Annotated in this window: 17 protein-coding genes; 6 read left to right on the top strand and 11 right to left on the bottom strand. The window is 65.0% G+C overall.

The window, feature by feature from the left end:
- Positions 1–798, top strand: a complete 798-nt coding sequence (locus tag ACTZWT_RS02205; protein ID WP_444768082.1) for an enoyl-CoA hydratase/isomerase family protein — start codon at positions 1–3, stop codon at positions 796–798.
- A 152-nt stretch (positions 799–950) separates the two neighbouring features.
- Here ACTZWT_RS02205 and ACTZWT_RS02200 read toward each other — a convergent pair whose 3' ends face one another.
- Positions 951–1,583 (bottom strand): peptidoglycan recognition protein family protein, encoded by a 633-nt coding sequence (locus ACTZWT_RS02200; RefSeq protein WP_444768081.1) that lies wholly within the window; start codon positions 1,581–1,583, stop codon positions 951–953.
- A gap of 31 nt (positions 1,584–1,614) precedes the next feature.
- Complete coding sequence (locus tag ACTZWT_RS02195) at positions 1,615–2,820, bottom strand: GGDEF domain-containing protein (protein ID WP_444768080.1); 1,206 nt, start codon at positions 2,818–2,820, stop codon at positions 1,615–1,617.
- A 369-nt stretch (positions 2,821–3,189) separates the two neighbouring features.
- On the opposite strand from ACTZWT_RS02195, the gene queD reads away from it, so the two are divergent.
- Positions 3,190–3,558: a 6-carboxytetrahydropterin synthase QueD gene (queD, locus tag ACTZWT_RS02190; RefSeq protein ID WP_444768079.1), complete on the top strand. Its 369-nt coding sequence runs from the start codon at positions 3,190–3,192 to the stop codon at positions 3,556–3,558.
- A gap of 64 nt (positions 3,559–3,622) precedes the next feature.
- Here queD and ACTZWT_RS02185 read toward each other — a convergent pair whose 3' ends face one another.
- The gene (locus ACTZWT_RS02185; protein ID WP_444768078.1) at positions 3,623–4,216 is read right to left on the bottom strand and encodes a hemerythrin domain-containing protein; all 594 of its coding nucleotides are present in this window, start codon (positions 4,214–4,216) and stop codon (positions 3,623–3,625) included.
- Positions 4,217–4,349: 133 nt separating this feature from the next.
- Positions 4,350–7,076 carry a heavy metal translocating P-type ATPase gene (locus ACTZWT_RS02180; protein WP_444768077.1) on the bottom strand — a complete coding sequence of 909 codons (2,727 nt, stop codon included), beginning with the start codon at positions 7,074–7,076 and terminating at the stop codon, positions 4,350–4,352.
- A gap of 53 nt (positions 7,077–7,129) precedes the next feature.
- Here ACTZWT_RS02180 and ACTZWT_RS02175 point away from each other — a divergent pair, with 53 nt between their 5' ends.
- Positions 7,130–7,405 carry a metal-sensitive transcriptional regulator gene (locus tag ACTZWT_RS02175; protein WP_322516056.1) on the top strand — a complete coding sequence of 92 codons (276 nt, stop codon included), beginning with the start codon at positions 7,130–7,132 and terminating at the stop codon, positions 7,403–7,405.
- Positions 7,406–7,462: 57 nt separating this feature from the next.
- Here ACTZWT_RS02175 and ACTZWT_RS02170 read toward each other — a convergent pair whose 3' ends face one another.
- The 6 genes from ACTZWT_RS02170 to ACTZWT_RS02145 form a co-directional block, all read right to left on the bottom strand.
- Positions 7,463–8,119 carry a hypothetical protein gene (locus tag ACTZWT_RS02170; RefSeq protein WP_444768076.1) on the bottom strand — a complete coding sequence of 219 codons (657 nt, stop codon included), beginning with the start codon at positions 8,117–8,119 and terminating at the stop codon, positions 7,463–7,465.
- A gap of 227 nt (positions 8,120–8,346) precedes the next feature.
- On the bottom strand, positions 8,347–8,649 hold the full coding sequence (locus ACTZWT_RS02165; protein ID WP_444768075.1) for a preprotein translocase subunit YajC: 303 nt from the start codon (positions 8,647–8,649) through the stop codon (positions 8,347–8,349).
- A 248-nt stretch (positions 8,650–8,897) separates the two neighbouring features.
- Complete coding sequence (hemN, locus tag ACTZWT_RS02160) at positions 8,898–10,247, bottom strand: oxygen-independent coproporphyrinogen III oxidase (RefSeq protein ID WP_444768074.1); 1,350 nt, start codon at positions 10,245–10,247, stop codon at positions 8,898–8,900.
- A 27-nt stretch (positions 10,248–10,274) separates the two neighbouring features.
- On the bottom strand, positions 10,275–10,985 hold the full coding sequence (gene bchJ, locus ACTZWT_RS02155; RefSeq protein WP_444768073.1) for a bacteriochlorophyll 4-vinyl reductase: 711 nt from the start codon (positions 10,983–10,985) through the stop codon (positions 10,275–10,277).
- Positions 10,957–12,660: a magnesium-protoporphyrin IX monomethyl ester anaerobic oxidative cyclase gene (gene bchE, locus ACTZWT_RS02150; protein ID WP_444768072.1), complete on the bottom strand. Its 1,704-nt coding sequence runs from the start codon at positions 12,658–12,660 to the stop codon at positions 10,957–10,959. Before bchE ends, bchJ begins: the two co-directional genes overlap by 29 nt.
- A gap of 180 nt (positions 12,661–12,840) precedes the next feature.
- A complete protein-coding gene (locus ACTZWT_RS02145) occupies positions 12,841–13,272 on the bottom strand; it encodes a hypothetical protein (protein ID WP_444768451.1) in 432 nt (143 codons plus the stop codon).
- 247 nt (positions 13,273–13,519) lie between these two features.
- Between ACTZWT_RS02145 and ACTZWT_RS02140 the strand changes: the two genes are divergently transcribed.
- Both ACTZWT_RS02140 and ACTZWT_RS02135 read left to right on the top strand, forming a co-directional pair.
- The gene (locus ACTZWT_RS02140) at positions 13,520–14,260 is read left to right on the top strand and encodes a metallophosphoesterase family protein (protein ID WP_444768071.1); all 741 of its coding nucleotides are present in this window, start codon (positions 13,520–13,522) and stop codon (positions 14,258–14,260) included.
- Between the two features lie 5 nt (positions 14,261–14,265).
- A complete protein-coding gene (locus ACTZWT_RS02135; protein ID WP_444768070.1) occupies positions 14,266–15,705 on the top strand; it encodes a serine/threonine protein kinase in 1,440 nt (479 codons plus the stop codon).
- Positions 15,706–15,768: 63 nt separating this feature from the next.
- Here ACTZWT_RS02135 and ACTZWT_RS02130 read toward each other — a convergent pair whose 3' ends face one another.
- Positions 15,769–16,419 (bottom strand): BON domain-containing protein, encoded by a 651-nt coding sequence (locus tag ACTZWT_RS02130; RefSeq protein ID WP_444768069.1) that lies wholly within the window; start codon positions 16,417–16,419, stop codon positions 15,769–15,771.
- Between the two features lie 376 nt (positions 16,420–16,795).
- Between ACTZWT_RS02130 and ACTZWT_RS02125 the strand changes: the two genes are divergently transcribed.
- Positions 16,796–19,150, top strand: a complete 2,355-nt coding sequence (locus ACTZWT_RS02125) for a phosphoketolase family protein (protein ID WP_444768068.1) — start codon at positions 16,796–16,798, stop codon at positions 19,148–19,150.
- The last annotated feature ends 354 nt before the right edge of the window (positions 19,151–19,504 follow it).

Raw genomic sequence — 19,504 nt, 5'->3', positions numbered from 1 at the left:
ATGAACGCCACCACGCCCGCCGAGGAAGAACTGCTCTACACCATCGAGGACGGCATCGCCCGCCTGACCTTCAACCGGCCGCAGGCGCGCAACGCGCTGACCTTCGCGATGTACGAGCGGATGGCGGCGATCTGCGCGCAGATCAACGAAGACCGATCGATCAAGGCGCTGATCCTGACCGGCGCAGGCGACAAGGCGTTCGCCTCCGGCACCGACATCTCGCAGTTCCGCGCCTTCAAGACGCAACAGGACGCGCTCGACTACGAGGCGCGGATCGACCGCGTGCTGGGCGCGCTGGAGCAGTGCCGCGTCCCGGTGATCGCGGCGATCGCCGGCGCGTGCACCGGTGGCGGCGCCGGCATCGCGGCGTGCTGCGACATCCGCATCGGCACGCAAGCGACCCGCATCGGCTTTCCGATCGCGCGCACGCTCGGCAATTGCCTGTCGATGTCCAACATCAGCCGGCTGGTGTCGCTGGTCGGCCCGGCGCGGGCCAAGGAGATGATCTTCACCGCGCGGCTGATCGAGGCGCCGGAGGCGCTGGCGCTCGGGCTGCTCAACGAGGTCGCGCCGGACGTCGAGACGCTGCAGCGTCGCGCCGTCGAGACCGCGCAACTGATGGCGAGCCATGCACCGATCACGCTGGAAGTCACCAAGGAAGCGGTGCGCCGGATCAGGCGGACGCTGACCCGCGACGAGGGCGAAGACCTGATCCTGCGCGCCTATATGAGCGAGGATTTCCGCGAGGGCATGGAGGCGTTTCTCGGCAAGCGCAAGCCGGAGTGGAAGGGCAAGTAAATCAGGTGTCCGGCAGCTTGGCTGTGAATTGATCGCCTCGCTTCGTCATTGCGAGCGAAGCGAAGCAATCCAGCGCGCCGTGCACCGAGCTTCTGGATTGCTTCGTCGGCTTCGCCTCCTCGCAATGACGGTTGGGAAGCTTCGAAGGAATTTCAGAACCCCGGATCGCGCGCCAGCTTCGCCAGTTCGCAGCCCTCGCAATAGCGCGCGTCCTTGTAGTCGATCCAGTTGTGCGCATAAACGCGTTCGGCCGGAATGTCGTAGCGCGCGCGTAGCACCTTGACGAGAATGCGCCACGCCGCGACCTGCGCCTCGGTGGCGGGTCTGGTCACGTCCGGATAGTTGCCGGCGAATTCGATCCCGATCGAATTGTTGCGGGTGACCTGGCGATAGGTCGGCTTGTTGTCGATGTATTTGTCGTCGTTGCGGTTGGCGCCGTCGCCATGGGTGGTGACGATCGTTTCCGGGACAGCCCAATACACCGTGCCGTCGGTCTCGACCCAGACCGTGACGCCGCGCCGCGTCGGGTTTTTCGCCTGCTCGCGGGCGCCGTTGCGCGCCGATCCGCTGCCGCCCTCGGTCTGGTGCACGATGATGTTGCGCCACGGCGCCTTGCGGTAGTCGCCCCACGGCGCGAGCCAGACGATATTCAGGCCGGGAATCTCCGGCGCGCCCGAAAGACGCGCGATCGTCGCCGGATCGGGCGAAGCCGTCTGCGCCGAGGCGACGTGCAACGGCCACAGCGTCGCCGCCAGCAGCATCGTTCCGGTCAGGCGATGGATCATCGACAGGCGCCTTGCGGACGGCCGCGAACGATCAGGCGATCTTGCGCACCGGCTCGAGGAACGGAGGCAGCGGCTCCGATGTCGGTTCGTGGACTGCGTAGCGATCCTTGCCGAGTTTCTTGGCGTTGTACAGCGCAGCGTCCGCGGCCGCGATCAGTCGGTCGGGGTGCATCCCGATATGCGGCGTCCATTGCGCGACGCCGATCGATGCGGCGATGGTGATGGCCTCGTCGCCGCCTTGCATCGAGAGCGTACGGCTCTCTTCAAGGATATGGCGGGCGACCATCGCGCCTTCGCGCAGGGTGGTGGCGGGCATCACCACGCAGAATTCATCGCCGCCGGCCCGCGCGAACAGATCGCCGGAACGCAGCCGCGCCTGCGCGGCGCGGGAGAATCGGCGCAGGCACTCGTCGCCGGCAGCATGGCCGTGGCCGTCGTTGATCGCCTTGAAGCCGTCGAGGTCGATCGCCAGCACCGTGAACGGCTCGCCGGTCTGCATCGACCTCTGGCACTGCGCGGCCATCCGCTGCAGCAAGTGACGGCGGTTGGCGATGCCGGTGAGGTCGTCGATCAGGGCCAGACCCTCGACCTCGGAACGCAGCCGGTCGATCGCCATCAGCAGGAACGAAAAATTCAGCGTCATCGACAGGAACACCAGCATCAGAACCAGCGTGGCCTGGAAATCGTTGAAGTCGACGACCGACAATTCGCCGCCGATGCCGATGATCGCCGCCCCGGAGCGGACCACATAGACGAGCAGCATCATGATCGCCACGGTGGCGGCCATTCGGGCGCCGGGATTGCGGCGGCCGCTGCGCGACAGCATCAGCGGCAACGTCATCGCGATCGGGATGGCCTGGGCCACCGAATAGATCACGATCCGCATCATCATCGAATCGATCACGAGCAGGAAGAAGGCGAGACCCGCGATACAGGCTGCGGTCGCGCCGAGGGCGAGCCGCCAGCTCATGTGCTGACCGTAAAAACGGAATACGCCCATCGCGATCAGATAGGCGGCCAGAACGACGGTGCCGCCGCCGGCGATCAGCGGAACCTTGGTGTCGATCACACCCCGCAGCATCCCGAAACCCGCGCCGAGCGAAACGACAAAGCAGGCCGCCGTCCAGTAACGTGCCGGGGTGAAGTTCGGATAGCTCCGCATCACGTGGGTCCAGACCAGACCCAGCGCGAGAAAATTGATCAGAAAGACCACCCAGAGGGTCGGGACGCTCAACATCGAGCACCCGCGCGAAGTGGTGATGCCAGTGTGCTCTGGATTCTCTGCCAGTTCATTGCAACTCCCGAAGTTGCCGGCAGGTTGCAACTGTAGCGCTTAACGGAGTCTGATTGGGGTCAGTAAATCTACGGGTTGGTGTTGAAAAGATGAACAGCGCTCAGCAGGGCTGCGGCGCGGCATGCACCGCTTGTTAAGCATGGCAGACGGCTGACCCTGAAGACGGCAGAGCAGGTCCGGAGGCGCTGATCAAACCGGGTATTCGACCGATAAGGTACGATTCTCCCGCAACTTGGCTTCAAATGCCGGCGGCGCTCCGATAGGGTCCGCCGCGTCCGATCTATGGCGCCAGGCGCCCAACCCCCGACATCGATGAAAATCACCCAAGCATTCAGGTTCGAAGCCGCCCACCAGTTGCCCAATGTTCCGGAAACGCATCGCTGCCGGCGGATGCACGGGCATTCCTATCGCGTCGAGCTGCAGCTGTCTGGGCCGGTCAACCCGGCGACCGGCTTCGTGCTGGATTTCTTCGAGATCGAGGCGGCGTTCGGGCCGCTGCTGGCGCGGCTCGACCATTACTGCCTGAACGACATCGAGGGGCTGGAAAATCCGACCGCGGAGAATATCGCGATCTGGATCTGGTACCGGACCAAGCCGGGATTGCCGGCTCTGTCGAACGTCCGGGTCTATGAGACCCCGGATTGCTGGGCCGACTACGCCGGCGAAGACGCCGGCGTCTGATCGGCGCCACATCGGGCGTCCGACGACAGCATAGTCGCTGGGACGGCGAAGAAGCCGGAGCGATTCAGCGCACGGCGGCAGCTGCGGCCCTGCTGCGGTCTTCCTGGGTTTCCTGCTCCCAGCGCAGGATGGTCGCGTACAGGTTCTGGAACTTGCTCGCGGTCTCGCCGTCGAACATCGGGTCCTTGCGCTCTTCGATCCGCGCGTCGATCTGGGCCCAGTCCTCGGCAGTCAGCGTCTCCAGCGCGGCCGGGAAGAGCAACTGCTCCTCCTTCGCCATGTGGCGGCGCTGATGCTCGAGGAAATCCTGGGCGGCGGTGTGGAAGGTCTCGCGCGGCAGTTCCTGGTCGGCGAGGACGTCCTCGACCACCTTGGCGAAGCGGGCGAGGCGCTCGCCTTCCAGCTCATGCTCGGCCTCGATGTCGCCGACCGCGCCGGCGACCGCCGGGTTGCGTTGCTTGAGGATCTGGTAGACCACATCCTCCTTCGGGTGGTGGCACGCCTCCGGATACTCCTTGAAGTACTGGATGATGGCCTGGAAGATTTCGTAGTCGGGCCGTTCGCGACGATCGAACACGCTGAGTTCGTGCTCGATCACGCTGAGCAGCTTCGCGATGTTGCGGTGCTCCTCGTACAGTAATTCAATCATTCGTGACATGGCCGACCTCGACTGCTCGCTGACCGGAAAGGCCGCAGCTGCGGCAAAATCCAGGGCGGACGATAGTGGCCGATGCGCGCCGATCCTTGCGGTAGATCAATGGGCGCGGGCGGCTATCAGTCGCAACAAATGCTCATTCCAGCGAGGTGAAACGCAACCGCAAGGCGTTGCCGATCACACTCACCGACGACAGCGACATCGCCGCCGCGGCGATGATCGGCGACAGCAGCAAGCCGAAACTCGGATACAGAATGCCTGCTGCGATCGGGATGCCGGCGGAATTGTAGATGAAGGCGAAGAACAGATTCTGCCGGATGTTGCGCATCGTCGCCTGCGACAATTTTCGCGCGCGAACGATGCCGCCGAGGTCGCCCTTCAACAGCGTGATGCCGGCGCTCTCCATCGCCACGTCGGTTCCGGTTCCCATCGCGATGCCGACGTCGGCGGCGGCCAACGCCGGAGCGTCGTTGACGCCGTCGCCGGCCATCGCGACGACACGGCCCGTCTTGCGTAGTTTTTCGACCACCGCGCTCTTCTGATCGGGCAGCACGTCGGCCTCGACATCCGCAATGCTGAGCTGTCGTGCGACGGCTTGCGCGGTCGTCCGATTGTCGCCGGTCAGCATGATCACCTTGAGGCCCTCGGCGGCGAGCGCGCGCAACGCGTCCGGCGTCGACGCTTTCACCGGATCGGCGATCGCGATCAATCCGGCGAGCCTCCCGTCGATGCCGACGCTGACGACGGTGGCTCCGTCGGCGCGTAGTTGCTCCGCTCTGTCGCCCAGCGCGTCGGTGTCGATGCCGAGCGAAGCCAGATAGTTGGCATTGCCGATCACGACCGGACGGCCGGCGATCCTGCCGGTCGCGCCTTTGCCGGTCGGCGCTTCGAAATCCTCGACCTGCGCGAGTTCGAGATTGCGGCTCTCGGCCTCGGCGACGATGGCGTGGGCGAGCGGGTGCTCGCTGGCGCGCTCGACGCCGGCCGCGAGCCGCAGCAATTCGGCCTCGTCGATGCCGCCCGCGGCGGCGATCGCCACCACCTTCGGCTTGCCTTCGGTCAGCGTGCCGGTCTTGTCGATCACCAGCGTGTCGACCTTCTCCATGCGCTCCAGCGCTTCGGCATTGCGGATCAGCACGCCGGCCTGCGCGCCGCGGCCGACGCCGACCATGATCGACATCGGGGTGGCGAGGCCGAGCGCGCACGGGCAGGCGATGATCAGCACGCTGACGGCAGCGACCAGTGCGAAAGTCAGCCGCGGCTCGGGGCCGAAGGTCGCCCAGGCGGCGAAAGCGACCAGCGCTGCCAGCACCACAGCCGGCACGAACCAGCCGGCGACGAGGTCGGCGACGCGCTGGATCGGCGCGCGCGAGCGCTGTGCCTGCGCCACCATCTGCACGATCTGCGACAGCACGGTGTCGCGGCCGACCTGTTCGGCGCGCATCACGAAGCCGCCGGCCTGGTTGAGCGTTCCGGCGACCACCTTGCCGCCGGCCTCGCGCGTCACCGGCATCGATTCGCCGGTCACCAGCGACTCGTCGAGCGTCGAGCGCCCTTCGAGGATGATGCCGTCGACCGGCACCTTTTCGCCGGGGCGGACGCGGAGCTTGTCGCCGACCGCGAGACTGTCGATTTCGACTTCCTGCTCGGTTCCGTCGGCGGCGATCCGCCGTGCGGATTTCGGCGCGAGCGTGAGCAGCGCCTTGATCGCGCCGGAGGTCGCCTCGCGCGCGCGCAGCTCCAGCACCTGGCCGAGCAGCACCAGCACGGTGATCACGGCGGCGGCCTCGAAATACACCGGCACGGTGCCGCCATGGCTCTGGAAGGCAGGCGGAAACAGTTGCGGCGCCAGCGTCGCGACCAGACTGTAGACATAGGCGACGCCGGTGCCCATCGCCACCAGCGTGAACATGTTGAGGTTGCGCGTGACCAGCGATTGCCAGCCGCGCACGAAGAACGGCCAGCCGGCCCACAGCACGACCGGCGTCGCGCAGGCGAGCTGAATCCAGTTCGACAACACGGGATCGATCAAGCCGTGACCGCCTACGAGGTGGCCGCCCATTTCCAGCACGACCGCCGGCAGCGCCAGCGCGAGGCCGATCCAGAAACGCCGGGTCATGTCGATCAGTTCGGCATTCGGCGGCGCGTCGAGCGACACCAGTTCGGGTTCGAGCGCCATGCCGCAGATCGGGCAGCTTCCCGGGCCGATCTGACGGATCTGCGGATCCATCGGGCAGGTGTAGATCGTGCCCTCCGGCACCACCGGCGCCGGCTTCGCCTTCGACTTGTCGAGATAGGAGACGGGATCGGCCGCGAATTTGCCGCGGCAGCTCGCCGCGCAGAAGTAATAGGTCTTGCCCTCGTGGTCGAAACGATGCGGCGTGGTGGCCGGATCGACTTTCATGCCGCAGACCGGATCGATCGCCTTGCCGTCGGCCGCTGCGGCCGCGCCGTGATCATGGTGATGCGCGGCATGATCGTGACCGCCGCAGCAGGACGACGGTGTCGCGAGGTCGGTCAGTTGATGCAGCTTTGCGCCCGTCTTGGGAGGCAGCGTCAGCGGTTTGGCGGCTTTGGCGAGATAAGCTTCCGGGTCGGCCGCGAATTTGGTGCGGCATCCTGCGCAGCAGAAGTGATAGGTGGTGCCGGCGTGGTCGAAGCGATGCTTGCTGGTCGCCGGGTCGACGCTCATGCCGCAGACCGGATCGATCGCCTTGTCGGACGCCGGCGAGATCTGCTCGTCGCCCTGATGGCCGCCGCAGCAGGACGATGACTCAGGCGGGGCAGCGGCGGCCGCGCCCGCCGAACATCCGCAACCCGCCTTGACAGGGGCCGCGCCCCCGGTGTGCTCTGAGTCGTTCATGCTGCGTCGCCTCGGCGCTTGTAACCCATACCGTGTAGGGGTATATATCGCGAATGAAATCGGACATCAAGGCGTCATGTCAGAAGCGCCTCGGCAGGATCGAGGGGCAGGTGCGCGGCATCTCCAGAATGCTGGAGGAGGGCCGCTATTGTATCGACATCGTCACGCAGATTTCTGCGGTCCGCGCCGCGCTGCGGCGGGTCGAGGAGGAGGTGCTGAAGGATCACGTCGCGCATTGCGTCGAGCACGCGATCTCGAGCGGTGACAAGGCCGATCAGCGCCAGAAGATCGCCGAACTGATGGACGTGATCCAGCGATCCAGCCGCTGATTTGAGGCATTCCGAGGTCGACAGCGTTGCGGTCGATCAAATCCGGCGCGTGGCCGCTCAGTTCAGCTGCTTCCTTTTCGGCGGCGCGCCGAACAACGACGTCTTCACCGCGGTGAGGCCGTTGGAGAGATGATCCCAGCCGCAGGACAAAGGATCGGTGTTGCAGGCGTATTTGGCCGTGCGCGCTGGCCGGTGCTTGTCGTTTCCGCGCGGCCTGTCGGTCGGCTGACGCTGCTTCGTTGCGGCCGGGCGGGTTTTGTCCACAGGCGGTTGCGGCCTGGCTGCCGGACGCGATTCGACAGGCTGCGGCTCTAGAGGGCGCGCTGCGATCTGCTGCTGCCTTGCCGCGAACGCTGCGGCGATGATGGTCCTGCGCCGCTGGTCGAGAAACGCCGTGTACTGCTCGTCCATGTTGCGCAGTTCTTCGGCCGTCGGATTCGGCCCGGCGATGTCGAAGCTGCGGTTCTGCATGAAGTCGAAATAGCTGTAGCCGCCGCCGGGCTTGCGCCGGCCGGCGAATTTCGCATCACACTGGGCCGCCAGCGCCGCCTTGGCGTCCTTGCCCTCGGCGGCGGCCTCGCCCTTCTCGATGCAGTCCTCGTAATCAACCGGCGCACGCGACGGCCACCATTGTGCCTCCGCGCGCGATGGCAGCGTCGTCGCGGCCAGCGCAATCGCAAGATGCAATGAGGTCAGCGTTCGGAAATCGATCATGCCTGTCCCGCGGGCGACGGATCACGCGACGTTCGGGCTGATTTCGCCGTCTGGGGGCGGGTTTTGTCAAGCGCGCCGACGGAAATCGGCGAATGCGCCAGTCGGTTGCAAATCACGCAATATGGAATTCGAGCCCGATCCGGCCGCTGCCACGGGCGTGGGGTTGCAGGCGGCCGGCCGGGCGTCGTGTCTCACCCGGCGCTGCGGCTGCATGGGGATCGGGGAACTCAGGCGGCGAAATGCTCGGCCGAGACCGAATCGGCGTGGTCGATATGGTCCAGTTCGGACAGTTTGGTTGTGGATTTGCCACGACACGACCAGGAGATGAGAGCCTCGTCGCCGCTGATCGACAGGATGATGCCGGTGACGCTGCCATGCGCGGTCACTTCGTCGCCGACCGAGAAGGTCTCGTTGGCGAGCGCCGCTTCCAGCGCGGCGCGGAGGCAGACATCGTCGTGGCCGCCGGCGGCACGAAACGCAGCGGTGGCCTTGGCGACCATATCGTCGGTGACTTTGAGTTTCTGGGTCATTGTTGTTACCTCGATCGGTCTGATCTTCGACAGCGATACGCGCTGGCACTTAACGATCTGCGACTGCGGCCGGTCTGTCCCTCCGCATCGGCTATTTTCCGTTAAAGCAACGCGCCGGCGGGAGATCTTCGCTGACATATTACCGCTGGCGGTACTTGTGCACCTGATGCGAGCCGTTCGGATTGACCTGCATCAAAACGCAGAACGCGCGCCGAAGCGCGCGTTCCAAGTCGAGCTGGGTCGAAGCTTCAGACCGCGATCGAATGCCGGACCGACGAATTCCGCAGATAGGTATCGAACACGGCGGCGACCACTCGCGACAGCCGGACGCCGTCCGGCGTCAGCGTCAGCTTGCCCTGATCGCAGACCACGGCGCCGTCGCGTTCCAGTTCCGCCAGCGCTTCCTGCTCGGGCGCATACCAGTCGTCGCTGAAGCCGAAGGCACGACCGGCGGCGTCGAGGTCGACCTTTCCGTCGCACATGATCCGCTCGATCACATGCGCCCGCAGATTGTCCTGCTGGGTGAGGGCGTGGCCGCGCGCCACCGGCAGATTGCCGGCCGCGACGGCGCGCGCCCAGGCGCCGGTCTCGCTGATGTTCTGCAGATAGCCGCTCGGCGTTCGACCGATCGAGGTCGATCCGATCCCGATCAGGGTCTGTGCGGCGTCGCTGGTGTAACCTTGGAAATTGCGGTGCAGCTCGCCGGTGGCGGCGGCGACCGCCAGCGAATCGTTCGGAAGCGCGAAGTGATCGAGGCCGATCCGGACGTAGCCGCCCTTGACCAGCGCTTCGGCGGCGGCGTCGGCCTGCTCGGCGCGCAGATCCGACTGCGGCAGCGAATCGTCCGGGATCATCCGCTGATTCTTGGCGACCCACGGCACGTGCGCGTAGCCGAACAGCGCGACGCGGTCGGGCTTCATCTCGACGCACTGCTCGACGGTGTGGCGCAGATCTTCTGCGGTCTGGTAGGGCAGGCCGTAGATCAGGTCGAAATTGATCCGCTCCACACCCGCCGCCTTGAAGCGGTTCATGGCGTGCGCGACCATCTCGGGCGGCTGAATCCGGTTGATCGCGGCCTGGACCTTGGGGTCGAACTCCTGCACGCCGAAGCTCGCGCGGGTGAAGCCGAGCTCGCCGATCTTGGCGACCATCTCGTCGGTCAGGGTGCGCGGATCGCTCTCGATCGCGAGTTCCGCATCGGGGACGAATTCGAAGCGCTCGCGCAGCAGCGTCATGATCGCGCCGAGGTCGTCGGGCTCGATCACGGTCGGCGTGCCGCCGCCGAAGTGCAGGTGGCGAACCGGCATCGTGCCGGGCATCGCGTCGGCGAGCAGCTCGATCTCGTTGAGCAGGCTCTCGACATAGTCGGCGACCGGCCCGTATTTCGAGGCGAGCTTCATGTTGCAGCCGCAATACCAGCACATCTGCTTGCAGAACGGCACGTGCAGATACAGCGAGATCGGCTCGTCGGTGTCGAGCTGGGCGAGCCAGCCGCGATACACCGCTTCCGGAAACTCCTTGGCGAAATGCGGCGCCGTCGGATAGCTGGTGTAACGCGGCACCGAGCTCTTGGCGTATTTGTCGAGGGCAGACGACATCGGTTTGTCTCTCACATCGTCCGCGGATCAACGCGCGGAAAGGGTTTCAGAATTGGCCGCGATCGGCTGAGATCTCCGGTCGGCGTAAATGTTGGCGGCGTCGGGGATGGTGGTCCAGTCCGCCACGAAGCGGCAGCAATCGTCGCCGCGCGCTCCGCAGGTGGTTTCGGTCACCCGGGTATATGGCGACACCAGCACCTGGAACAGCCGTTGAAATACGGAGGCGTGCCACACGCAGACGTGATGATCCGTATGCTCGCCGGCGCACAGCGGATTGGCGACGATCTCGAAAGTCACCGTCTTGCCGACCTTCGCCGAGAACTTGCCCGAGCCGGCGAAGGTCCAGGCATGGGCGGTGATGGCTTTCGTCAGCATCCGCGCGGCGATCGGCGCCGGCATCAGCTTGAGCACCATCTGGGCCAGCTTCGGGATGCGGTGGGCCAGGATGTAGTCGCCGGTCCGCCGCCCGGCATCGGCGAGAACCGACGCGGCCTGCTGCTGCGGCAGCAGCCGGCGCACGGTCTGATGAATCGCCGCGACCGGGCGCTCGTCGACCATCGCGGTCGGCGGATGCGCGAGCCAGTCGCTTGCGGCCGCTTCTGAAAAGATCTCGCTCGCGGCCGGCTGAAGGCCGGCCGCGTCGAGGGCGTTGATCAGTTGCGTGACCGCGTTGGGGCCGATCTCGGCAACCGCCGGACCGGTCCCGGCGTCAGTGGCGGGTAAGCGAACCTGCGTCATGGGCGTTGTCCACCATGCGGCTGGTTACGGTCTCCGCCAATTTTTCCTTGGCGCCTTCGCAATTGGTCGGTTCCGACATCTGCTCGGAGCCGCCGCCGCAGGCCGAGACGATCGCCATCTGGGAGGCCGCCGATTTGCGCGAACGGTCGGCGTTGGCTTCCCAGTCGGCCATCTGCGCGTGCGAGATCTTGCGGGTGTCGTCGAAGTGGAAGTCGACCTTCTTCTTCGACTGCGGGCCCCAATAGCCGACCCGGCCGAGGTCGTAGAATTTGCGTTCGAAGCCGGCCTTGAGGAATGCCTTGAGGCACCCCAGCAGATAGCGCCGGCGTCGGCCGCTGCCCGACCACGGATAGGAGAAGAACGCCTTGTACATGTAGAACCGGCGATAATTGTTCATCACCCGGTCGAGCAATTCGCCGCGTTCCATCGCCGCCGGTTTCACGATCGGCGTGACGAAATTGTACTTGGCGAAATCGAACACCTCGACCTTGTCGCTCAGTTCCTTGAACAGCGGCGTGAACGGCCAGGGCGTGTACATCGACCAGTTGGCGAGATCCGGCTTCCAGTCCATCGCCATGCGATAGGTTTCTTCCAGCGTCTCCGGGGTCTCGGAGTCGAGGCCGACGATGAACTGAGCCTCGGTGACGATGCCCGCTTCACGCAGCAACCGGATCGCCCTCTTGTTGTCGGAGATCTTGGTTTCCTTGTTGAACAGATCGAGCTTCAGCTGCGCCGCCGCCTCGGTGCCGAGCGAGACGTGCATCAGGCCGGCTTCGTTGTAGAATTTCAGCAACTGCTCGTCGCGCAAAATATCGGTGACGCGGGTATTGATGCCCCACTGCACCTTCTTGTTCAGGCCGCGGGCGATCAGCTCTTCGCAGAACTGGATGAACTTCTTGCGATTTATGGTGGGTTCTTCGTCGGCGAGGATGAAGAAGCCGACTTGATATTTGTTCACCAGCTCTTCGATCTCGTCGACCACCTTCTTCGGGTCGCGGACGCGATAGTCGCGCCAGAATTTCCACTGCGAGCAGAACGAACAGGTGAACGGGCAGCCGCGCGCCATGTTCGGGATCGCCACCCGGGTGTTCATCGGGATGTACTTGTACAGGTTCCAGTCCAGAATGCCCCAGTCCGGGCTGATAGCGTCGAGGTCCTTCACCGTCGGCGCAGCCGGCGTGGCGACGATCTTGCTCTCGCCGTTCATGCCCTCGGTGAAAGCGAGGCCCTTGATCGTATCGCGATTGGCCGGCCATTGGCCGGAGCCGATCGCGCGCGCCAGCTCGACGACGATTTCTTCGCCTTCGCCGCGCACGATCACATCGACCCATGGCGCCTCGGTCAGCACCTGCTGGTACATGAAGGTCGCGTGCACGCCACCGAGCACGGTGACGATCTTGGGATCCACCTGCTTGGCGATCTTCAGGGCCTCTTCGGCCTTGTAGATCGACGGCGTGATCGAGGTGGTGCCGACCATGTCCGGCTTGTAGTCGGCGATGACCTGAGCGAGGCCTTCGTCCGACGTATCCTCGGTCATCGCATCGAGGAATTTGAGTTCGGTGAACCCGTTGGCCTTCAGCGCGCCCGCGAGATAGGGGGCCCATGCCGGCGGCCAGTTGCCGGCGATCTCGGCGCCACCGGAATGATAATTCGGGTGAATCAGAAGGATGCGCACTGACATTTCTCCCATGATTGTCAAGAAACGATGACACATTAGGTGTCAACGAATATTGACGCAGATCAAACGAATGGTGCTTTGGTAGTTAGTAGGTCGCTGACAAGCGTCCTTGACCCAAGCGGGGCTGTTTCACCCTGCTGCCGCGTCGTGTTCAGAGCTCCGCGGTAAGGTCGATGTTCAGAGCTCCGCGGTAAACTTGTTGTCGTGCTGAAGCGCGTCGAGCGTGTCGACGTTCAGGCAGTATTTCTGATAGGCCGGCACCAGCGTGCCCGCGGCGATGTCCGCGTCGCATTCGCGTTTGTGCTCGCACATCGTGCAGGTGCGCCTCAGATCGTTGAGCAACATCGGCTCCTTTTCGGCGAGCGCGCGAATGCTGATCCGCAGCGCGTCGAGCAGACAGGGTAGTTCTTTGGCGCTACTGCCCTTGGTCGCGAGCGCGCGCACTTCGGCAGGTGACAGGCCGAGGTCTTTGACCATGTTGGCCATCGCCCGTCCGAAGGCTTCCAGCTCGGTCGGACTTGCAGTGATTTCTTCCCACTCTCTGATCACGGTGGCGACGGCGTCGGTCACAGGCGCATTGTTGGTGTTCGGATTGCCGGATGCTGACATGATCGCCTCCAACGCAACTGTTTTGCTGATATACTCACCCGGGTCCCGCGTCCCATTGCGCCAGATCAAGGAGGGCGATGTGGTTGCGATGGATCAAAGACAGTTCGTGCGGGTCCGGCCGGAAGCGGCGTAAAAGACTGTCGGGACAGCGGTTTCCTGCCTGCTGGCATGAGCCGCCGACAAACGAGATCCGCTCGCAAACAACATCCGCTCGCAAAGAGAGGATCGTGAACATGGGAGGTGGGACGTGCTGCTTGCGCTTTTTGCTGACATCCACGCCAACCGGCAGGCTTTCACGGCATGCCTGGCCCACGCGCGCGAGCAGGGAGCCGAGAAGATCATTCTGCTCGGCGACTATGTCGGCTACGGCGCCGACCCGGACTGGACCGTCAGCACGGTGATCGATCTCGTCAAAGACGGCGCCGTTGCGATCCTCGGCAATCACGACAGCGCGGTCGGCAATCCGAAGGTGCAGATGAATGCCGTGGCGGAGGCGGCGATCGAATGGACGCGCGGCCAGCTCGATGTCGCGCAGCGCCAGTTTCTCGCCGGTCTGCCGATGAAGCACGACGAGGCCAACCTGCTGTTCGTGCATTCGGAGGCGACCCGACCGGAAGTCTGGATCTACGTGACCGATACCGCGGTCGCGTCGCGCAGCATGCAATCGGTGGCGGCGCATGTGACGTTCTGCGGCCATGTCCACAAGCCGGCGCTGTACTCGCTGTCGGTCACCGGCAAGATGACCACCTTCGTGCCGACGGCCGACGTGCCCGTTCACCTGCTGCCCGGCCGGCAATGGCTCGCGGTGCTCGGCTCGGTCGGCCAGCCGCGCGACGGCAATCCGGCCGCCGCTTACGGCCTGTACGATACCGGCAAACACCAGCTGACCTACTGCCGGGTGCCGTATGACGCCGAGGGCGCCGCGCGCCGGATCCGCGAAAACGGCCTGCCGATCTGGCTCGCCGACAGGCTGCTGGCGGGGCGGTGACCGGCATGGACCAGCCCTCGTTCGAGCCCGGCTCCACGGTCGACGGCTACCTGATCGAGGGTCCGCTGCATCGCGGCGGCATGGCGGAGCTGTTTGCGGTCCGCCGCGCCGACAATCCGATGCCGATGGTGATGAAAATCCCGCGAACGGGGGAAGGCGAAGACCCGGCTGCGATCGTCAGCTTCGAGATGGAGCAGATGCTGATGCCGCGGCTGAGCGGGCCGCACGTCCCGCAATTCGTCGCGCTCGCGGATTTCTCGGCGCAGCCCTACATCGTCATGGAGCGGATCGCCGGCGAGCCGCTGCTGTCGCGGCTGCCGGATCTGCCATTGCCCTACGACGAGGCGGTGGCGATCGCCGCGAAGATCGCGGCCGCGGTCGCGGATCTGCACCGCCAGCACGTCATCCATCACGACATCAAGCCCAGCAACATCATGTTCCGTCCGAGCGGCGAGGCGGTGTTGCTCGATATGGGGCTGGCCTGCAGCGATCAGTTGCCGGACCTGATGCAGGAGGAATTCCGGCTGCCATTCGGCACCGCGCCCTATATGGCGCCGGAGCGGCTGCTCGGCGTCCGCAACGATCCGCGCAGCGATCTGTTCGGCCTCGGCGTGCTGCTGTATTTCTTCACCACCGGCATCCGCCCGTTCGGCGAGACCGAGACGATGTACGGCATGCGGCGGCGGCTGTGGCGCGATCCTGCGCCGCCGCGCAAATTGCGGCCGGACTATCCGCCCTGGTTGCAGGAGATCGTGCTGCGCTGCCTGGAGATCCAGCCGGAGTGGCGCTATCCGACCGCGGCGCAGCTGGTATTCGATCTCACCCATCCCGCCGAGGTCAAGCTCACCACGCGCTCCGAGAAGCTGAAGCGCGATCCGTGGAAGACGGTGCTGCGCCGGCGCTTCAACAAGGAACTGACCCGGCCGCGCAACGAGACGCTCGCGGCGCATCTGGCGTCGGCGCCGATCATCGCGGTGGCGATCGATATCGCCGAGGGGTCCGCAGTGCTGAACGACGAACTGCGGATCACGGCCGGGCGGATCCTCGCGACGCTGCCGTCGGCGCGGCTGGCGTGCCTCAACGTGCTCAAGCTCGGCCGCATGACGATCGACCGGACGCTCGACGAGCACGGTCACAACAAGCACGTCGACCGCCTGGTGGCGCTGCGGCACTGGGCCGAGCCGCTGAAGCTCGACGACGATCGCCTCACCGCGCATGTGCTCGAGGCGGTCGACCCGGCCTCGGCGATTCTCGAATTCGCGCAGGCGAGCCGGGTCGATCACATCCTGATCGGGGCGCGGCGCAATTCGGTGCTGCGCACGCTGGCCGGCAGCGTCTCCGCCAAGGTCGCGAGCGAGGCGAACTGCACCGTCACCATCGTGCGCGCGGCCGCCGCCGCGCAGGCGCGGCCGTCCGAACGTCAGGCGGCGGCACAGGACAGCTGAGCGAGTAGGACGAAAGTCGTGCGGGGGCGGGTCGTCTACGGGTCTCCGGGCGGAGACGTTCGGTCAGTTGATCATCAGACGGTCATCGACCGCTGCTACGCCGGGCGTCGACCACGCCGCGTTCTGAACCGCGCGACGTTCGTCCCAGGTGTCGACGCGGCCTTCCAGAACCACCATGTTGCCGTTCTTCACCGTGACCCGAATGCATTTGGATGCGATCTCCGCGTGACGTTCGAGTGCGGATTCGAGTTTGGCCCGGATACACGAATGATCGCCGAGCGGATTGTTGATGACGATGGTGTTGGTGACGCCGACCACGCCGGCGAGCTTGCGCACGTCGTCTTCGGCGGCGGCGCGTTCGTAGTACCAGTCGACCGTGCCGCTCAGCGTCAGCCAGCCGTCCTCGACCTGCACCTCGATCGAACTCGCCGGCACCAGAACATTCCAGTCGAGAATATCGGATGCGCGCTGCGCGATCTGGTCGTCGGCGGTCCTTGTGAAAGGATAGCGAACCTCGATGTGCTCGGAGATCGCATGGACGCCCTTGACCCGGCGCGTCGCGGCGATCGCGGCGAGCTTTTCGGCGTAGCTGATGACGTGGCCGGTCAGGATCACCACGCCCTTTTCGACAGCGACAGTGATGTGTCCGCTGTTGAAGCTCGGATCGAACTCGAACTCGTCAAGGATGCTTTGACGAAGCTGGGACTCAGACATGCTTGGCCTCTGGAGTTCCGCTGCGCTAACCGGCGGCATCTTCCGTGGTTGAAGGTCAAACACATTGATCCCAATCAACCAGTTTCGGCGCGAATGTTGATCTGCATCAAAGGTCGTCGGCATGGTTAGCCGCCGCATTCTCAACAAGCCGATTGCCGACAATGGATGCTCGATCGACCTTCAAGCCGCACATTGCGTCGCGTTCGCGTCGATTTGTGTCAGGACGGGCTGACACTGGTTTTGCTTTTCTGCTCGCGGTCAATCACCGAAAGCGTCACGCAGGGTGCCGAACTGAGCAGACGACAGATCGAATCGATCGCGGCAGGCTGCCCGAACGGTTCGCGAGAGATTTTTGAATTCAAAGGCGGAGATAGTGATGTCTGACGTGTTGTCCAACGAACTGATGCAGAAGATGGACGCCTATTGGCGTGCCGCGAACTACCTGTCTGTCGGCCAGATCTATCTGCAGGACAATCCGCTGCTCGAACAGCCGCTGCGGATCGAGCACATCAAGCCGCGTCTGCTCGGCCATTGGGGAACGACGCCGGGGCTGAACCTGCTCTACGTCCATCTCAACCGTCTGATCACCGAGCACGACCTCGACATGATCTACATCATCGGTCCGGGCCATGGCGGCCCCGGCCTGGTGGCGAATTCGTATCTCGAGGGCTCCTACACCGAGCGCTATCCGGCGATCGAACGGAGCCGCAACGGATTGCAGCGCCTGTTCCGGCAGTTTTCCTGGCCGCACGGCGTGCCGAGCCACGTCTCGCCGGAGACGCCGGGCTCGATTCACGAAGGCGGCGAGCTCGGCTATTCGCTGGCGCACGCCTATGGCGCCGCGTTCGACAATCCGGATCTGATCGTCGCCTGCATCGTCGGGGACGGCGAGGCCGAGACCGGCGCGCTGGCGACGAGCTGGCATTCCAACAAGTTTCTCAATCCGGCCCGCGACGGCGCGGTGCTGCCGATCCTGCACCTCAACGGCTTCAAGATCGCCAATCCCACCGTGCTGGCGCGGATCAGCCGGCAGGAGCTCACCGATCTGATGCGCGGCTACGGCTATGAGCCGATCGTGGTCGAGGGCGACGATCCTGCGCTGGTGCACCATACGCTGGCGGCGGCGCTGGATCGGGCGCTGGCCGACATCCAGGCGATTCAGGCCGCGGCGCGCCACGAGGGCGTCACCGCGCGGCCGCGCTGGCCGATGATCATCCTGCGCACGCCGAAGGGCTGGACCGGGCCGAAAGAGGTCGACGGCAAGCAGGTCGAGGGCACCTGGCGCGCCCATCAGGTGCCGATCGCCGACTTCAAGGACCCGGCGCATGTGCAACTGCTGGAAACATGGCTGCGCAGCTATCGGCCGGAGGAATTGTTCGACGCCGACGGCAAGTTCCGCGACGAGCTGGCGGCGCTGGCGCCGACCGGCCATTGCCGGATGAGCGCCAATCCGCACGCCAATGGTGGCGAACTGCTGCAGCCGCTGTCGCTGCCCGCCTTCCACGATTACGCGGTGACGATGCCCTCGCCGGGCACCGTCAAGGCGGAGGCCACCCGCGTGCTGGGCGGATTCCTCCGCGATGTGATGAAGGCCAATCTCGACGCGCAGAACTTCCGGCTGTTCGGGCCCGACGAGACCGCGTCCAACCGCCTCGATGCGGTGCTCGAAGTCACCGACAAGGAGTGGATGGCGGACGTCGAGGACGTCGACATCGCGCTCGGCCCCGACGGGCGGGTGATGGAGGTGCTGAGCGAGCATCTGTGTCAGGGCTGGCTCGAGGGCTATCTCCTGACCGGCCGCCACGGCCTGTTCTCGTGCTACGAGGCGTTCATTCACATCATCGATTCGATGTTCAACCAGCACGCCAAATGGCTGAAAGCGTGCGACGCGATTCCGTGGCGGCGCCCGATCGCCTCGCTCAACTATCTTCTGACCTCGCATGTCTGGCGTCAGGATCACAACGGCTTCTCGCATCAGGATCCCGGCTTCATCGATCACGTCGTCAACAAGAAGGCCAGCGTCGTCCGGGTCTATCTGCCGCCGGATGCGAACTGTCTGCTGTCGGTGGCGGATCACTGCCTGCGCAGCCGCAACTACGTCAATCTGATCGTCGCGGGCAAACAGCCGGAGTGGCAGTGGCTCGATATCGACGCCGCCGTCCGGCACTGCACCGCCGGCGCCGGAATCTGGCAATGGGCCAGCAATGACGACGGCGATCCCGACGTGGTGATGGCCTGCGCCGGCGACGTGCCGACGGTCGAGACGCTGGCGGCGGTGATGCTGCTGCGCGAATACGTCCCGGACATCCGGATCCGCGTCGTCAACGTCGTCGATCTGATGGTACTGCAGCCGAGCTCGGAACATCCGCACGGGCTCGACGACCGCCGGTTCGACGAGTTGTTCACGGTCGACAAGCCGGTGGTGTTCGCGTTCCACGGCTATCCCTGGCTGATCCATCGCCTCACCTACCGGCGGCGCAATCACTTCAACATTCACGTGCGCGGCTACAAGGAGGAGGGCAGCACCACGACGCCGTTCGACATGGTGGTGCTGAACGATCTCGATCGCTACCGGCTCGCGCTCGACGCGATCCGACGAATTCCGCGGCTGGCCGGGCAGGTCGAGGCCGCCACCGACAGGTACTGGGCCACAATGCAGCGGCATAAACTGTATATCGGCGAGCACGGCGACGACATGCCCGAAGTGCGCGACTGGCGCTGGCAGGCATGAGACAGCGCATCGTGCGCTCGTGATCGGGTCTGTCGAGGCTCGGTAAGGTCCTATCAACCAACAGACTATCGGATAAGGGGGCGGCCGGGAGGCCGCCCTCGCGGCGTTGGGCGCGTCGCTGATCGGTCCCGTCAACACCAACGTTCCGCGCATCCATGTCGTCGTCAGCCGTGGCGGTGGCGGACGATGCGCGACTCCCGTCGAAGACGCGGGCACACACCGCCGTCTCCGCTGGTACGACTACTGGGGACCAAAATTAACGAGAGTGAAGGCCAATGACGGCTAGAGCAGTCAGGACGCGAACTCGCGACCGGCAGGGTGGCCATGGCGGAATCGGGAGTTCGAGAAAGGCGG

Origin of the sequence: Rhodopseudomonas sp. NSM (assembly GCF_052445935.1) — a bacterium.
In the GTDB taxonomy this organism is placed as follows: domain Bacteria; phylum Pseudomonadota; class Alphaproteobacteria; order Rhizobiales; family Xanthobacteraceae; genus Rhodopseudomonas.
Note: the sequence above shows the minus strand (reverse complement) of the source record. Positions and strands in the feature narration are given on the sequence as shown.

What these genes read in the sequence shown, in the direction of transcription:
- ACTZWT_RS02205 (WP_444768082.1), top strand. Translation starts at nt 1, where the DNA reads ATGAACGCCACCACGCCCGCCGAGGAAGAACTGCTCTACACCATCGAG.
- ACTZWT_RS02200 (WP_444768081.1), bottom strand. Translation starts at nt 1,583, where the DNA reads ATGATCCATCGCCTGACCGGAACGATGCTGCTGGCGGCGACGCTGTGG.
- ACTZWT_RS02195 (WP_444768080.1), bottom strand. Translation starts at nt 2,820, where the DNA reads ATGTTGAGCGTCCCGACCCTCTGGGTGGTCTTTCTGATCAATTTTCTC.
- queD (WP_444768079.1), top strand. Translation starts at nt 3,190, where the DNA reads ATGAAAATCACCCAAGCATTCAGGTTCGAAGCCGCCCACCAGTTGCCC.
- ACTZWT_RS02185 (WP_444768078.1), bottom strand. Translation starts at nt 4,216, where the DNA reads ATGTCACGAATGATTGAATTACTGTACGAGGAGCACCGCAACATCGCG.
- ACTZWT_RS02180 (WP_444768077.1), bottom strand. Translation starts at nt 7,076, where the DNA reads ATGAACGACTCAGAGCACACCGGGGGCGCGGCCCCTGTCAAGGCGGGT.
- ACTZWT_RS02175 (WP_322516056.1), top strand. Translation starts at nt 7,130, where the DNA reads ATGAAATCGGACATCAAGGCGTCATGTCAGAAGCGCCTCGGCAGGATC.
- ACTZWT_RS02170 (WP_444768076.1), bottom strand. Translation starts at nt 8,119, where the DNA reads ATGATCGATTTCCGAACGCTGACCTCATTGCATCTTGCGATTGCGCTG.
- ACTZWT_RS02165 (WP_444768075.1), bottom strand. Translation starts at nt 8,649, where the DNA reads ATGACCCAGAAACTCAAAGTCACCGACGATATGGTCGCCAAGGCCACC.
- hemN (WP_444768074.1), bottom strand. Translation starts at nt 10,247, where the DNA reads ATGTCGTCTGCCCTCGACAAATACGCCAAGAGCTCGGTGCCGCGTTAC.
- bchJ (WP_444768073.1), bottom strand. Translation starts at nt 10,985, where the DNA reads ATGACGCAGGTTCGCTTACCCGCCACTGACGCCGGGACCGGTCCGGCG.
- ACTZWT_RS02145 (WP_444768451.1), bottom strand. Translation starts at nt 13,272, where the DNA reads ATGTCAGCATCCGGCAATCCGAACACCAACAATGCGCCTGTGACCGAC.
- ACTZWT_RS02135 (WP_444768070.1), top strand. Translation starts at nt 14,266, where the DNA reads ATGGACCAGCCCTCGTTCGAGCCCGGCTCCACGGTCGACGGCTACCTG.
- ACTZWT_RS02130 (WP_444768069.1), bottom strand. Translation starts at nt 16,419, where the DNA reads ATGTCTGAGTCCCAGCTTCGTCAAAGCATCCTTGACGAGTTCGAGTTC.
- ACTZWT_RS02125 (WP_444768068.1), top strand. Translation starts at nt 16,796, where the DNA reads ATGTCTGACGTGTTGTCCAACGAACTGATGCAGAAGATGGACGCCTAT.